Source organism: Streptomyces sp. O3 (genome assembly GCF_054788135.1).
This window is the reverse complement of sequence record NZ_JBTVYK010000094.1, coordinates 1-14246: the sequence shown is the minus strand read 5'-3', so window position 1 is coordinate 14246 and position 14246 is coordinate 1. Positions and strand designations below refer to the sequence as shown.

The 14246-nt window shown below is 73.3% G+C and carries 13 protein-coding genes; 5 read left to right on the top strand and 8 right to left on the bottom strand.

Annotated features, from left to right (window positions below):
• The 5 genes from ACX6XY_RS29210 to ACX6XY_RS29190 all read right to left on the bottom strand — a co-directional run.
• The coding region (locus ACX6XY_RS29210) for a helix-turn-helix domain-containing protein (protein WP_460337337.1) at positions 1 to 446 on the bottom strand (446 nt) is incomplete at its 3' end.
• A gap of 263 nt (positions 447 to 709) precedes the next feature.
• Positions 710 to 1756 carry a helix-turn-helix domain-containing protein gene (locus ACX6XY_RS29205; protein ID WP_460337334.1) on the bottom strand — a complete coding sequence of 349 codons (1047 nt, stop codon included), beginning with the start codon at positions 1754 to 1756 and terminating at the stop codon, positions 710 to 712.
• On the bottom strand, positions 1753 to 2721 hold the full coding sequence (locus tag ACX6XY_RS29200; protein ID WP_460337331.1) for a helix-turn-helix domain-containing protein: 969 nt from the start codon (positions 2719 to 2721) through the stop codon (positions 1753 to 1755). Before ACX6XY_RS29200 ends, ACX6XY_RS29205 begins: the two co-directional genes overlap by 4 nt.
• A 433-nt stretch (positions 2722 to 3154) precedes the next feature.
• A complete protein-coding gene (locus ACX6XY_RS29195) occupies positions 3155 to 3754 on the bottom strand; it encodes a DUF3017 domain-containing protein (protein ID WP_460337329.1) in 600 nt (199 codons plus the stop codon).
• 21 nt (positions 3755 to 3775) lie between these two features.
• On the bottom strand, positions 3776 to 4639 hold the full coding sequence (locus ACX6XY_RS29190; RefSeq protein ID WP_460337326.1) for a bifunctional methylenetetrahydrofolate dehydrogenase/methenyltetrahydrofolate cyclohydrolase: 864 nt from the start codon (positions 4637 to 4639) through the stop codon (positions 3776 to 3778).
• A gap of 263 nt (positions 4640 to 4902) precedes the next feature.
• Between ACX6XY_RS29190 and ACX6XY_RS29185 the strand changes: the two genes are divergently transcribed.
• The 4 genes from ACX6XY_RS29185 to ACX6XY_RS29170 all read left to right on the top strand — a co-directional run bounded on the left by ACX6XY_RS29185 (position 4903) and on the right by ACX6XY_RS29170 (position 9526).
• Entirely contained in the window at positions 4903 to 5523 is a 621-nt protein-coding gene (locus ACX6XY_RS29185) for an RDD family protein (RefSeq protein WP_460337323.1), read from the top strand.
• A gap of 319 nt (positions 5524 to 5842) precedes the next feature.
• Positions 5843 to 6694: an FHA domain-containing protein gene (locus ACX6XY_RS29180; RefSeq protein WP_460337321.1), complete on the top strand. Its 852-nt coding sequence runs from the start codon at positions 5843 to 5845 to the stop codon at positions 6692 to 6694.
• Complete coding sequence (locus ACX6XY_RS29175) at positions 6691 to 8160, top strand: protein kinase domain-containing protein (protein WP_460337318.1); 1470 nt, start codon at positions 6691 to 6693, stop codon at positions 8158 to 8160. The genes ACX6XY_RS29180 and ACX6XY_RS29175 overlap by 4 nt, the downstream gene beginning before the upstream one ends.
• A gap of 400 nt (positions 8161 to 8560) precedes the next feature.
• A complete protein-coding gene (locus tag ACX6XY_RS29170) occupies positions 8561 to 9526 on the top strand; it encodes a DMT family transporter (RefSeq protein ID WP_460337315.1) in 966 nt (321 codons plus the stop codon).
• A 142-nt stretch (positions 9527 to 9668) separates the two neighbouring features.
• Here ACX6XY_RS29170 and purH read toward each other — a convergent pair whose 3' ends face one another.
• Together purH and purN are read right to left on the bottom strand one after the other, a co-directional pair.
• The gene (gene purH, locus ACX6XY_RS29165; protein ID WP_460337312.1) at positions 9669 to 11276 is read right to left on the bottom strand and encodes a bifunctional phosphoribosylaminoimidazolecarboxamide formyltransferase/IMP cyclohydrolase; all 1608 of its coding nucleotides are present in this window, start codon (positions 11274 to 11276) and stop codon (positions 9669 to 9671) included.
• Complete coding sequence (purN, locus tag ACX6XY_RS29160) at positions 11273 to 11911, bottom strand: phosphoribosylglycinamide formyltransferase (RefSeq protein ID WP_460337309.1); 639 nt, start codon at positions 11909 to 11911, stop codon at positions 11273 to 11275. The genes purH and purN overlap by 4 nt, the downstream gene beginning before the upstream one ends.
• A 269-nt stretch (positions 11912 to 12180) precedes the next feature.
• Between purN and ACX6XY_RS29155 the strand changes: the two genes are divergently transcribed.
• Positions 12181 to 12981, top strand: coding sequence for a hypothetical protein (locus ACX6XY_RS29155; protein WP_460337307.1), 801 nt, complete (start codon positions 12181 to 12183; stop codon positions 12979 to 12981).
• Between the two features lie 5 nt (positions 12982 to 12986).
• On the opposite strand, the gene ACX6XY_RS29150 is transcribed toward ACX6XY_RS29155, so the two are convergent.
• Positions 12987 to 14189 carry a cell division protein PerM gene (locus tag ACX6XY_RS29150; protein WP_460337304.1) on the bottom strand — a complete coding sequence of 401 codons (1203 nt, stop codon included), beginning with the start codon at positions 14187 to 14189 and terminating at the stop codon, positions 12987 to 12989.
• Positions 14190 to 14246 lie beyond the last annotated feature (57 nt).

The following is a 14246-nucleotide window of genomic DNA, read 5'->3' as shown; positions in this document are numbered from 1 at the left end:
GGCGCGCTCCGCGGCGCGGCGGGCGGCGCGGAGCGCGCGCGGCCCCGCGCACCGGAGCCCCGGCCGTTCCCGTTGCCCCTGCCCTTGACCTGGCCGGGACCGGAGCCGTGCTCGCCGAGCGCGGCGCGCGCCTGCGAGATCCGGATCGCCTCCATGGTCATGTCGTGCCGCATCTCGGAGCGGCTCCAGGCGCGCTCGGCGAGCTCCCACATGGTGGTGAGGTGCACCGGGTTGGTGCCCGTGGCCTCGGCCAGCGCGACCACGGCGCCCTTGGGCGGAAGCAGTCGGCCGTTGAGATACCGGTCCCAGGACGTCTTGCTGTAACCGGTGCGGTCCGACACCGCGGCGATGCTCAGCCCACTGCGGTCCACCAGCCGCCGCAGCTGACCGGCGAACTCGCGTACCTGAGGGTCCAGCTCCTCCGGCAGTGCCTTCCAGCGAGGCATTACTTCCCCCTTGTCCCCCATGTACGTGCCTGATATCCCCCGCGTGATGCTCTGCTCGCCCGCGATCCGGCTACCCACAGGGATGCGTGGAGCCAGGGTGTCAGTTCCCACGAAGGGGGGCGCACAGCAGCACTCGGCCAGGAACGTGCCCCGTCGCGCGCCACCTGACCAGCGACCAGTGTCCCACCACCGGCGAGTGCGACCACAGCGATACCCCTGGCTGTGACCACACAGTTGCGAACCCGCCGCTTTCGCCGCGGGAGCTAGGAAGGCCCGGACGCCCCGGACGCCCCGGACGACCCCGACGGCCTGGGCGGCTCGGGCGTGGTGGCTTCGCCGCCGAAGCACTCGCGCTGGCCGTCCCGTACCAGACAGGCCCTGACCTTGGACAGGTCGGCGCTGGCCGCCACGGCCATCGGCGTCGACAGCGCGGCCTGCTCGTCGAACCGGTCCCGCACCTCGCGGCGCTGGACCCGCGCGCCGGGGGCCGCGACCTCGACCCGGTCGCCTCGCTCGCCCCGGTCGATCCGCGCCCATACCGTGCCGCACGGCTGGGAGCGCCGGATCTTGATCACGGTGCCGCCCGTGAAGCGGCGCTCCGCCACGGTGCCCGGCGGGTCGACGCCGCTGGAGCAGCGGGTCGACTCCGGGTCCTTGCCGGTGCAGACCTCGCCCTCGCAGCTCGGCCTGAGCGCGGACTCCCGCGCCACCGCCGAGCCCCTGGCGGCCTGGCCGCCGTCGCCCAGGCCCCAGACGGCCAGCAGCACTCCGGTGGTGACCGCGGCCAGGCCGCCGATCACACCGGTGACGAACCCGACGGAGCGCCGTCCCGCGCGCCGGGGCGCGCCGGACGCGCCCGCCCGCCCCGCCGCACTCCCCGCACCACGCGCGTCACGGGCACCGCGTGCGTCACGTGCGTCGCCAGCCTCGCGCGGGTCACAGGAGCCGCGCGCACCACGTGCGTTACGCGCGCCATGCGCGTCACGGATATCACGGGCGTCACGCGTGCCGCTCGGGGCCTCGGGCGTCTGTGATGCCCCGCCGAGGCCGCCCGCGCGGCCGCTCCAGGTGGCCTCCGCCAGGTCCCACAGCGCCAGCGCCCTGGCCGGGCGTTCGCCCGCCAGCGCGCACAGCTGCTCGACCGCGCCGCGCGGCGGCAGCGCCTTGCCGTTGAGATAGCGCTCCCACGACGACTTGCTGTACGGGGTCCGCGCGGCGAGACCGGCCAGGCTCAGGCCGGTCGCCGTGCGCAGCTCCCGTAGCGTACGGGCGAGCTGGACGCATTCCACGGCCTGCTCGGGGCGGTTCACTCGCGGAGTACCTTCCAGGTGTCAGGACCCACCTTTCCGTCCACGGCGATGTTCGCCTGGTCCTGGAGCCGCCGGACCGCGCGCTCGGTGTTGTTGCCGAACGCGCCGTCGGTGCCTTCGGGCGAGAACTCGTGGTGCTCCAGCAGACATTGGGCCTCCACCACGGACCAGCGCGTGGACGTCTGCTCGATCAGCTCCGTACGGGTGCGGCTGTAGCCCGCGTAGAGGCGGCCGTCGTCGTCCCGCTCGACGTCGCACTCGTACGTCTTGCCCGGCTGGTACGTGAACTCGCCGAGCTCCGGGTGCGCCGGGCCGGTGTACGGCTTGGCGTCCGCGCCGTTGCCCGCGCCGCTGCCGCCGTCGTCCTGCCAGGGCGCCCAGAGGGCGAGGACGGCCAGCATCACCAGCGCGGTCGTCACGCTCGACGCGAGCATGGCCAGCCACGGCACGGACCGCCCGGCGTCGGCGCCGGTGCCGCCTGTGGCTGTGCCGCCTGTGGCCGAGTCCGCGGCTACGGCCGGGGCGGGGCCGGAGGCCGTGCCCTGGCCCGCCTCGGAACGGCCCGCCGCAGACTGGTCCGCGTCGAGCGGGTCGCCCTCGGGCCGATCGCCCTCGGGCCGGTCGGTCTCGGGTCCGTCGGTCTCGGGCCCGTCCGCGTCGGGCCGGTCGGCCGAAGCCGCGCCGGATCCGGCCCGCCCGGCGTTCCAGGCCTCGGCGGCCACCTCGCGCTCGGCGAGCAACCTGGCCGGATCGGTGCCGCAGGTCCTGGCCAACGCCTCGACCGCCTCGGCGGGCGGCAGCGCCTTCCCGTTGAGATAGCGGTCCCAGGACGAGCGGCTGTACCCCGTCTTGGACGCCAGTGCCGCGAGCCCGAGACCGCTGTGGTCCTTGAGTCTGCGCAGCTGTACGACGAACTGCCGCGCTCGCGGATCGAGCGAGTCGGGCAGCCCCTTCCACCTAGACATGTTCCACCCCACGTCTTGGATCGCTTTGCCGCCGATGATGTCCGAACTTCCGCCTCCGGTTCCCGTGCCCCGCGTGGGCCGCGTCGGCGCAAGTGCCTTTCCAGCCTTCGGCGTTGCTCCGGTGCGCGGCGCGCCCGGCCGTCCCACCGTCCCACGCGTGCCGTCTCCGGCGGGACATCAGTACAGGTCAGAACCTGGGACGTCCCAACAACTCCCGGAATCCCCCAGTCCTCTGGCCACGCCGTGGAGTCGCGGGCAGAGTCAGCGGTGCACCGAGGGCGGCGCGGTCCACCCCGCGCCGCCCGGCCCATGACCGGTCCGCGGTCCACGGGGGGAGCGGTGGCGGTGGCCCGTCCTGCTCGGGGGAGAGGACGAGCCACCGCTACGCGCACGGGAGCGATACGGGTCAGCCGGGTCAGCCGGGTCAGCCGGGTCAGCGGATGGTGAACCGCAGCGCGTCGTCCAGGAACGGAATCCTGAGCACGGGGTCGGGCTGCGCCATCAGCGCGAGCAGCACGATCGCCACGCCGAACGCGCCGTACGTCAGGATGTCCGTGAAGCGCGACCGTACGGCCAGCATCCCGACCGCGGGCAGCGTCCAGCGCAGCGCGGCCCCGAGGAGCAGCGCCGCGCCGATCAGCACGGCTCCCGCGCGGAACACGTCGAACGCGGTGAGCAACAGGCCGAGCCCGGCGGTGCCGAGTACCAGCAGCATCGGCCACTGCCGCGCGGGCGCCGGAGCGGCGCTGGGGGCGACCCGGCCGCCCCCCTCGGGCCGAGCGGTATCCCGCGTCACCGGGGGAAACCGCCGCGAACCCCCCACACCCGGCCCCGCGCCGGGACCGACGTCCCGCCCCGCGTCCGGAGCAGTGTCCGGGGCGGTGTCCGCCCCCGGCTCCGCGGCCGCAGGCGTGCCGCCGGTCGCGCCCTGGGCGGTGTCCGGGCGCGGGCCCCGCGGCGTGGGCTTCGGCGGCGGGGAGCCGGAATCCGAAGGGGCCGCGGGGTCCGGGGGCGGGTCGGCCGTCGCGTTCACGGGCTGGTCTCTCTCTCCTGGTCAGGCGGCAACGTTCGCCGCGCGCTCGGCCGCCTCGACCACGTTGACCAGGAGCAGCGCTCGGGTCATCGGGCCGACCCCGCCGGGATTCGGCGAGATCCAGCCCGCGACCTCGGCGACTTTGGGGTGCACATCCCCGACGATCTTCCCGCTCTCGTCCCGGCTGACGCCGACGTCGAGCACGGCCGCGCCCGGCCGGACGTCCTCCGGCTTGATCAGGTGCGGCGAGCCCGCCGCGGCCACGATGATGTCCGCCTGTCGCAGCTGCGCGGCGAGGTCGCGGGTGCCCGTGTGGCACTGCGTCACCGTCGCGTTCTCGGACTTGCGCGTGAGCAGCAGCGGCAGCGACCGCCCGATGGTAATGCCCCGGCCGACGACCACCACGTGCGCGCCGTTCAGCTCGACGTCGTACTGCCGCAGCAGCCGGATGACGCCGTTCGGGGTGCAGGGCAGCGGCGCGGGCTCCTTCAGGACCAGGCGGCCGAGGTTGGTCGGGTGCAGGCCGTCCGCGTCCTTGGCCGGGTCCATCAGCTCCAGGATGCGGTTCTCGTCGATGCCCTTGGGGAGCGGGAGCTGCACGATGTACCCGGTGCACGCCGGGTCGTCGTTCAGCTCGCGCACGACGGCCTCGATCTCCTCCTGCGTCGCCGTGGCGGGCAGCTCGCGCTGGATCGAGGCGATGCCCACCTGGGCGCAGTCGCGGTGCTTGCCCGCCACGTACTTCTGGCTGCCGGGGTCCTCACCCACCAGCACGGTGCCGAGTCCGGGGACGATGCCCCGCGCCTTGAGTGCGGCCACTCGCTGCGCGAGGTCGGCCTTGATCGCGGCCGCGGTGGCCTTGCCATCGAGAATCTGGGCGCTCATGGCCCCATCCTCGCGGATGAACCGGCTCTGGCTCCAATTGCCCGCCTGCCGGACGCGAAGTTCCCCACACCAGGCCCGCTTTGTCATGGTTGGCTATGTTGCACTTACGCAACACGGTCCCTCCAGGCTGGACAAAGTCGCCGCGCCTTTAGAACGATGACCGCGCGCAGTGCCGCGGGCAGTGCCGGGGGGACGGACACACCGCTCAAGCTCCTCCGTACGGAACCGCGCAGTCCCCGCACTTCATCGGAGGAAACACAGTCATGGCTTACGGCGACCCCAACAACCCCTACGGCCAGCAGCAGCCGCCGCAGGGCCAGCCCGGATACGGCCAGCCGCAGGCCCCGCAGGGCGTTCCGCCCCAGCAGGGTTACCCGCAGCAGCCCGGCTACCCGCAGCAGCCGGGCCAGCCGTACGGCGCGTACCCGCAGCAGGCCGGCCAGCCCTACGGCGCGTACCCGCAGGGTGCCGCGTACGGCGGCGTGCCCCCGTACGCCCACTGGGGCCTGCGGGCCGGTGCGCTCGTGATCGACGGGCTCGTCATCACGGCCGCGTACATCCCGGCGATCGTCGGGGCGGCGATCGGCGACGCCGTCGGCGCCATCATCTCGCTGCTCGGGCTCGTGGCGGTCTTCGGTGTGATCATCTGGATGCTGGTGCAGGAGGGCAAGACCGGCCAGACCATCGGCAAGAAGACCATGGGCATCCGCCTGCTCCGCGAGACCACCGGCCAGCCGCTCGGCTTCGGCATGGCCTTCGTCCGCCGTATCGCCCACTTCCTCGACAGCATGGCCTGCTACCTCGGCTGGCTCTGGCCGCTGTGGGACGACAAGAAGCAGACCTTCGCCGACAAGGTGTGCGGCTCGGTGGTCATCAAGAGCTGACGCCCCCGCGCGATCCCGTCGGGCCGTGCCGCTCTCGTGTGACGAGGGCGGCACGGCCTGTTTCCGGCTCCGGCCGGGCGCCCGATCCGGGACGTCGGATCCGGGACGTCGGATCCGGGACGTCGGATCCGGGACGTCGGATCCGGGACGTCGGATGAACGCGCGGCGAACGCCGCATGAAGGTTCCGGACCGGTTCCGGACGGTCCTGCCGCCAGCGCCGTACCTCGCGTCACAGAGGCAAGACGATCCACCGCACGCCCCTCTACTCTGTGCACCTGTGGAGCCGGAGGCCGGAGGCCGGAGGAGGGACGACGCCCCATGTACAGCATCATCGTGGTGCCACCGCGACTTGGCACCGGAGCCCACACGGCGCCGAACGCCGCGTCGGGCACCGCATCGGACGCCGCATCGGACGCCGCGCCGGAGACCGTGTCCGACCCCGCGGCCGGAGCCAGCGGGCAGCTCAGGCTCGCGCCCGGTGACCGTCTGACCTTCGGCCGGTCCGTGCCGGACGACGGCCTGACGATCTCCCACGAAGGGGTCCCCCGGCTCGCGGGCGAGATCGCCGCGCAGGGCGCCTTCTGGATCCTGAGCAACTTCAGCGGCACACAGACGTACGTGGTGGAGAACCCGGAGGGGGCCGGAGAGCACATCAAGGTGGCGCCAGGACGCCTGGACGCCCCCGTGCCGTTCGAGTTCTCGCGCGTGGTGCTGCCCGCGGCGGGCGAACTCCTCGGCTTCGACGTCTGGGCGCCCCGCCACGCCTACGGCGGCCCCGCGCGCCCCGGACTCTCCGGCGCGACCACCGCCCCGGCCTTCGCGCTCGACTGCACCAAGCGCTATTTCGCGGTACTAGCCGCCCTGTGCGAGCCCAGACTGCGCGGCGCGCCGCACGCCCCGCTGCCGACCGTCGACCAGGTCGTCGAGCGACTCCGCCCCAGCTGGCCCGCGGCGAACCGTTCCTCCGTGTACTGGAACATCGACTACCTGGCCGTGAAGCTCCGCCTGAAGCCCGCACCCGACACCCTGGAGCCGGGTCCGCGCCTCAACGGCAAGAAGGAGTCCCTGGTCTCGCTCGCGCTGCGCTTCGACCTGGTGCGCGAGTGCGATCTGGTGGTGCTCGGCGCCGTACCCAGCGGGGCGGCGAGACCGAGCGAGGCGACGAGATGAGCGGCCGCGGCGCGGACCAGCCGCCCACCGTGCCGGTGCCGAAGGGGTACCGGGTCGGCGGCTGGGAGGTACGCGAGGCGCTCGCGTCGGGCGCGTTCGGCAGCGTGTACGCGGCCCGACGCACCACAGCCGGCACAGCCAGCCCCTCCGGTGGCGGCCTCCCCCGCGACGGTCACCCCCACCCCGGTGACGGCCTGCCCGACGGCGGGCTGCCCGACGACGGGCTGCCCGAGACCGCCGCGCTCAAGTTCCTGCCCACCGGCACCCACACCCCACGCCAGCTCACCCACCTGCGCGAACTCGCCGAACGCGAAGTCGACCTGCTCCGCAGACTCCGCTCCCCCCGCCTGATCCGCATGTACCAGACCCTCACCGTCGACGACCCGGACCACCCCGAACTCGACGGCGCCACCGTCCTCGTACTCGAACAGGCCACCGGCTCCCTGGACGGCCTCCTCGCCCACTCCCCCACACCGGACTCGGGCCCCGCGCTCCTCGCCCAGATCTGCGAGGGCCTGCACCAACTCCACCACGCGGGCTGGATACACGGCGACCTCAAACCCGCCAACGTCCTCCTCATGCCCGACCACACCACCCGCCTCGCCGACTTCAACATGGCCGCCGAACTCGACGGCAACACCCACGCCTACACCCCCGCCTTCTCCACCCCCGACTACACCCCACCCGAACTCCTCTGGGCCGACATCACCGAACACGGCCAACAAATCCGCCCCACCGCCGACATCTGGGCCTTCGGCGTACTCGCCCACCTCGTCCTCACCGGCTCCTACCCTCTGCCAGGCGGCACGTCCGGAGCCCGTTCCGAAGCGGCGGTGCGCTACGCGCGCGGCATCGACGAGCTGCGCCTGTCCCCCGAACTCCCCGACGCCTGGCGGGACATCATCACCGACTGTCTCGCCCGCACCCACACCGAACGCACCACCCGCACCACCGACACCGCCACCCTGCTCCGCCGCGTCGAACACGCCGCAGACACCCCCCGCTCCCCCAGACTCCCCCGGCTCCGGCCCCTCCGATGGCGGCGTCCCGCCCTGGCGCTGGCGCTCGCGTCGCTGTTCCTTGGGGCGGCCACACTGGCGTACACACAGCGCGGTGACACCGTGACGTACGGGTACCACGACTGCCCCAAGGGTTCGGTGTGCTTCTTCAGCGAGCCCAACGGCAATGGGGAGATGTGCAGTTGGGAGGGAGACGACGAGGACTGGCTCGCGGGCGACGAGCGTTGCGCGTGGACCCGCGACCGGCCCGTGAAGTCCATCTTCAACAACAGCCACGACCCCGCCGAACTCGCGGGCGTGGCGTACTACCGTGGCGCCGACTTCACCCCGGCCGGCTTCGACCTCACCCGAGACAGCCGCCGGACCGGCTGCACCTCCGCCCGCAGCCAGGGCAACCTGGCGGGAACGTACGCGCCGCGCTCCCACCGCTGGGTCGAGCGCTGCTGAGCGCGCGCCGCCGGGCCGACCCTGAGAAGTTCTAGGTACCGCCGGTCTCGCTTTTCGGCCACAGTGGAAGTGCGTCACGACGGGGGGTGGCGCACATCGGGGGAGTAGGTGACACCACAGGCCACGCGGCCCTGTGCGTCCGGCCGCGGTGACCGTCAAGGTCACCGCGGCCGACTGCTGACCGTCTACGCGACCGGCCCGCGGACCTGGAGCCCCCGGCCGGTGAGCTGACGGCCCGGCCTTCGCCATCGACCGCGCCAAGCGCTATCACGCGGTACTCGCCGCGCGGATCCGGCCTGCTCAAGGCCTGGCCCTGACCTATCTGACAGGATTCCACGGGCCGTTCACCGCGCTGGTGAGCCGCCAACTCACTCCAGCCAGCGATGCCTTAAGGACGACCATGCCCTCTCAGGACGCAGCACCCCCGGCGGTCAGTGGAGGCACCGGGCCCTCCGGGTCCCCGGCCGGGCCGTCCCGCAGGCAGGCCGTCGTGCGGGGCATGGTGCCCATCCTCATCGCGGCGGCCACCTGGGGCACCACCGGCACCGCCGCGAGCTTCGCCCCTTCTGACGCCTCTCCCCTCGCCGTCGGCGCCGTCACCATGGGCGGCGGCGGGCTGATCCTGCTCGCGATAGCCGGGCGCTCGGTGCGCCCGCTGCTGCGCGGCGGACGGCAGCCGCTGCCGGTCCTCGCCCTGGGCGCGATAGCCGTGGCGATCTACCCACTGGCCTTCTACACCTCCATGTCGCTGGCCGGGGTGGCGATCGGCACGGTCGTCACCATCGGCTCATCGCCGGTCTTCGCCGCACTCATCGAGCGGCTGCTGGACGGCACCCGGCTGAGCCTGAAGTGGACCGCGGCCACCGCCTTGACGATCGCGGGCGCGGCCCTGCTGGTGATCGGCCACGCCCCGCCGCAAGACCGGCAGCAGACCACCACCGCCACCGTGACAGGGCTGGCGCTCGGGCTGCTGGCGGGCCTGACCTACGCGGGCTACTCGTACGCCGCCGCCCGGCTGATGCGCCGCGGCGCGCCGTCCCGCCCGGTGATGGGGCTGATGTTCGGCGGCGGCGCGATCCTGCTGCTGCCCGTCCTCGTGACCACCGGCGGGCCGCTGCTGAGCACCGGACAGGGCCTGGCGGTCGCCGGGTACCTCATCCTGGTGCCGATGTCACTGGCGTACGTCCTCTTCGGCATCGGCCTGGCGCGAGTACGGGCCAGCCAGGCGACCACCATCAGCCTCGTCGAGCCGGTGATCGCCGCCGTGCTGAGCGTCGTCGTGGTCGGCGAACACCTCGCACCGGTCGCCTGGGGCGGCATGGCCCTGGTCGGCCTGGGCCTCCTACTGATCGGCAACGACGCCTAGGCAGCGGAGAGCCGGAGACGCCGCCGACCGGGATCTGGCACCGCTCGTAGGTGCCAGCGCAAGCCGCACCGCCGATGGGCCGTCAGCGAGTTGACGGCCCATCGGCCGGGTCAGGAGCGACGCGCCCGGCGGCTCGGCCGCGTCAGTGGAAGAAGTGCCGCGTGCCCGTGAAGTACATCGTCACGCCCGCCTTCTTCGCGGCCTCGACGACCTGCTCGTCGCGGACCGAACCGCCCGGCTGCACCACGGCCCTGACCCCGGCGGCGGTGAGGATCTCCAGCCCGTCCGGGAACGGGAAGAAGGCGTCGGAGGCCGCGTACGCGCCACGGGCCCGCTCCTCGCCCGCCCGCTCGACGGCGAGCTTCGCGGAGTCCACCCGGTTGACCTGGCCCATCCCCACGCCGACCGAAGCGCCGTCCCTGGCCAGCAGGATCGCGTTGGACTTCACCGCGCGGCAGGCCTTCCAGGCGAACGCCAGCTCGCCCAGCTCGTCGGCGTCCAGCGCCTCGCCGGTGGCGAGGGTCCAGTTCGCCGGGTCGTCGCCCTCGGCCTGGAAGACGTCGAGGTGCTGGACGACGGCGCCGCCGGAGATGGGCTTGATGTCGTCGATCATCGCGGCGGGGTAGCCGTCGACCTTCAGGACCCGGATGTTCTTCTTCCGGGCCAGCACCTCGACGGCCCCGTCCTCGAAGTCCGGCGCGGCGATGACCTCGGTGAAGATCTCCGCGACCTGCTCGGCCATGGCCACGGACACCGGACGGTTCACGGCGATCACGCCGCCGAACGCGGACAGCGGGTCGCAGGCGTGCGCCTTGCGGTGCGCCTCGGCGACGTCCGCGCCGAGCGCGATGCCGCACGGGTTGGCGTGCTTGATGATCGCGACGCAGGGCGCCTCGTGGTCGAAGGCGGCGCGCCGGGCCGCCTCGGTGTCCACGTAGTTGTTGAACGACATCTCCTTGCCGTGCAGCTGCTCGGCGTTGGCGAGCCCGCCGCGCAGGCCGTCGGTGTAGAGCGCGGCGCTCTGGTGCGGGTTCTCGCCGTAGCGCAGGGACGACGTACGCTCCCATGTCTTGCCGAGGAACTCCGGAAGCTCCGCCTCCTCGTCGGCCGCGTAGCTGTCGGTGAACCAGGAGGCCACCGCCACGTCGTACGCGGCCGTGTGCTGGAACGCCTCGGCGGCGAGCCGCTTGCGGGCGGTGAGGTCGAAGCCGCCGCTCCGGGCCGCGGTCAGCACGTCCGCGTACCGCTCGGGGCTGGTGACCACGGCCACGGACGGGTGGTTCTTGGCGGCGGCGCGGACCATCGAGGGGCCGCCGATGTCGATCTGCTCGACGCACGCGTCGGCGGACGCGCCGGAGGCGACGGTCTCCTTGAAGGGGTAGAGGTTCACGACCACCAGGTCGAAGGGCTCCACGCCCAGCTCGGCGAGCTGCTCGCGGTGGGCGTCCAGGCGCAGGTCGGCGAGGATGCCCGCGTGCACGCGCGGGTGCAGGGTCTTGACCCGGCCGTCCAGGCACTCGGGGAAGCCGGTGAGCTCCTCGACCTTGGTGACCGGGACCCCGGCAGCGGCGATCTTCGCGGCGGTCGACCCGGTGGAGACGAGCTGGACACCCGCCTCGTGCAGGCCTCGGGTGAGCTCTTCGAGCCCCGTCTTGTCGTAGACGCTGACCAGGGCGCGGCGGATGGGCCGCTTGTTCGTGCCCTCGGCGGACTGCGTGCCCTCGGCGGACTTCGTACCTTCGGCGGTCACGGGATGGAAACCTTTCGTCCCTCAATGCGGTAGCCGTGCCGGGCCAGACGCCCCACGACCTCGACGAGCAGGCGGCGCTCGACTTCCTTGATGCGCTCGTGGAGCGCGGCACCGTCGTCCTCGTGGTCCTCGCTGCGGACCTCGACCACGCCCTGCGCGATGATCGGGCCGGTGTCGACGCCGTCGTCGACGAAGTGGACGGTGCAGCCGGTGACCTTCACGCCGTACGCGAGCGCGTCGCGCACGCCGTGGGCCCCCGGAAAACTGGGCAGCAGGGCGGGGTGGGTGTTGATCACGCGCCCGCCGAACCGGGCGAGGAAGTGCTTCCCCAGGATCTTCATGAAACCGGCCGACACGACCAGGTCAGGCGCGTACGCGGCGGTGGCCTCGGTCAGCGCACGGTCCCAGGCCTCGCGGCTCTCGTGGTCCTTCATCTGGCAGACGAAGGTGGGCACCCCGGCGCGCTCCGCGCGCTCCAGACCGGCGATGCGCTCCCGGTCGGCACCGACGGCCACGATCTCGGCGCCGTAGAGCGCCGCGCCCTCGTTGGCGATGGCGTCAAGCAGGGCCTGGAGGTTGGTACCGGAGCCGGAGACCAGCACGACGAGACGGGTCGGGGAGGAGGGGGAGGCCACGGCGGGGCCCTTTCGTGGATCTCTGAGAGCGACGGACACACTCGGTCGACGGGTCGATTGTGCGGTCGTACGAATGCATCGCATGCCCCGATACGGGGAACTCTACGAACCGGCCGACCGTCAGCAACGATACCGGCACACCAGCCCGCCCCCACGGGACGGGGGCGGGGCCGGAGGGTAGCGTCTGGGGAGCAAGCGCTACCGCACACCGACGACAGCCTCAACTAGGGGAAGACGCACACCTGATGCCGGACCGACAGCCCTCACCCTTGTCCTCCACTCCGCAGGGCGAGCCCGCGCCGGGCTCATCTCAGGGACCCGAGGACCCGCAGGGACCCGAGGACCCGCAGGGGCAACAGGGCTCGCAGGGACAACAGGGCTCGCAGGGGCAACAGGGCTCGCAGGGTGACGACAACCCCTTCGCCGCGCCGCCCGAGGGCCGCCCCGATCAGCCCTGGCGGCCCCGGCACCCGGCGGGCGCGGACACGGGCGAGGGCTCGGGCTCGGGCCAAGGGTCAGACGCAGGTTCGGGCTCGGACGGGCAGCCCCGCGGGCTCGGACGGTGGAGCAGCCGCCAGCCCGGCCGCTCCTCCGGCGGCTTCGGCGAGCGGCCCAGCCCGCAGAACGGCGACCAGAACGGACCCGGCGGCTCCGGCAAGCGCTGGGACCCCACTGACCCCGTCCAGCGGCGCGCCCGGTACGCCCTGCTCGCGGGCATGTGGGGCTTCTTCTTCGCCCTCTTCGGCTGGCCGTACGTCGCGCTGTTCCTGGGGGCGTTCGCGCTGTACTGGGGCATCGGCTCGCTGCGCGCCAAGCCGCGCGCCGCCGACCCGGACGCCCCCGCCGCACCGGCCAAGGCGGCGCAGAAGGCCCCGCAGACGACCGCGGCGGTGGCCGGGCTGATCACGGGAGTGCTCGCGCTCTCGATCGTCGCCGCGACGTTCACGGCGCAGATCGTGTACCGCGACTACTACACGTGCGTGAACGACGCCCTGACCAGCACGGCGAAGGAGTCCTGCGAGTCCCTCCTGCCCAAGCAGCTCCGCCCCCTCCTGGGCGAGCAGGACTGACGCCCTCAACCCGGCCCGGCTGAATTCCAGCCCGGCCGGCGTTTGAGGCCGTCTTCTTCGCCGTCCGCAGGACTAGCTGAACCCCAGCCCGCCCGCCGTTTGAGGCCGTCTTCTTCGCCGTCCGCAGGACTAGCTGAGCCCCAGCCCGGCCGGCGTTTGAGGCCATCTTTTTCGCCGTCCGCAGGACTAGCTGAGCCCCAGCCCGGCCGGCGTTTGAGGCCATCTTTTTCGCCGTCCGCAGGACTTTCGGGAAGGGGCGGGGTGGGGGATGACTCCTTGACCTCAGCCCCCGCCCCGAGAAAGTCGAACGGCTCGAAGTCCGAGCCGACATCGGCGTCGGGCACGGACTCACCCACGACAGCGGGCACGGCCGCAGGCACGGCCGCAGGCACGGCAGCGGGCACGGCCACGGACCCAGGCGGCCGAGACCCCCGCACCCGCAGCCGCACCCGCGCCCTCACCCGGCCAAAGCCACCCCACCCCCACCACCACCGCACCGCCGCCGCCCCCGGCACCCCCACGACCGCCACCCACCCCATCGCCGCTCCCCCGGCCTGCCACCACACCGGCCCGAACGAGGCCAGCCCCCCGGTCCCGAGCGCCCCGCCCGAGGCCGCCGCGAGCCCCGCGACCAGCACCCCGCACAGCCCCGCCGCGAGCAGCGTCACCAGCGCCGCCTCCCCCGGCGACGCGTGGGAACCCCGCACCACACACCACGCGACGCTCACCCCCGCCGCGACGGCGAGCCCACCCGCCGCCCAGTTCCACGGCGTACCGCCCCCCGCGTCCGGCACGGCGGCCAGCAGGGGAAACGGCGGAAGCGCCGCGTCGGGCGCCGCCAGCGGCCAGGCGACGCCCCCCGTGCCGAGCGTGAAGCCGGGGCCGAGCCCGTACGAGGCCCCCCACACCATCGCGTTCGGCAGCAGCGCGAGCACCAGCAGCAGCACCGCGAACCGCCCCGACCAGACCCCCGTGATCTGCGCGAACGCCTGCTGCGCCGCCCCGAGATGCCACACCAGGGACACCGCGACCAGCAGGGCGCCGCCGCCGAGCAGGGTCAGCGTCCCGGCCACGGCGGCCCGCCCGGCGACGGACACGCGACGCCGCCCGAACACCCCGCGCACCCTCTCGGGCAGCGCTGCGGCGGCCCGCCGCAGCACGGGCGGCACGGGCCCCCGCGGGCGGCCGGGCCCCGGTCTCTTATACACATCTCCCAGCCCACCAGACGCTACAGGTCAGCGCGGATGGCGGCTGGGGGGGGACAA

Coding starts and splice junctions, on each gene's coding strand:
- ACX6XY_RS29200 (WP_460337331.1), bottom strand. CDS start 2,721: ATGTCTAGGTGGAAGGGGCTGCCCGACTCGCTCGATCCGCGAGCGCGG.
- ACX6XY_RS29190 (WP_460337326.1), bottom strand. CDS start 4,639: ATGAGCGCCCAGATTCTCGATGGCAAGGCCACCGCGGCCGCGATCAAG.
- ACX6XY_RS29185 (WP_460337323.1), top strand. CDS start 4,903: ATGGCTTACGGCGACCCCAACAACCCCTACGGCCAGCAGCAGCCGCCG.
- ACX6XY_RS29180 (WP_460337321.1), top strand. CDS start 5,843: ATGTACAGCATCATCGTGGTGCCACCGCGACTTGGCACCGGAGCCCAC.
- ACX6XY_RS29175 (WP_460337318.1), top strand. CDS start 6,691: ATGAGCGGCCGCGGCGCGGACCAGCCGCCCACCGTGCCGGTGCCGAAG.
- ACX6XY_RS29170 (WP_460337315.1), top strand. CDS start 8,561: ATGCCCTCTCAGGACGCAGCACCCCCGGCGGTCAGTGGAGGCACCGGG.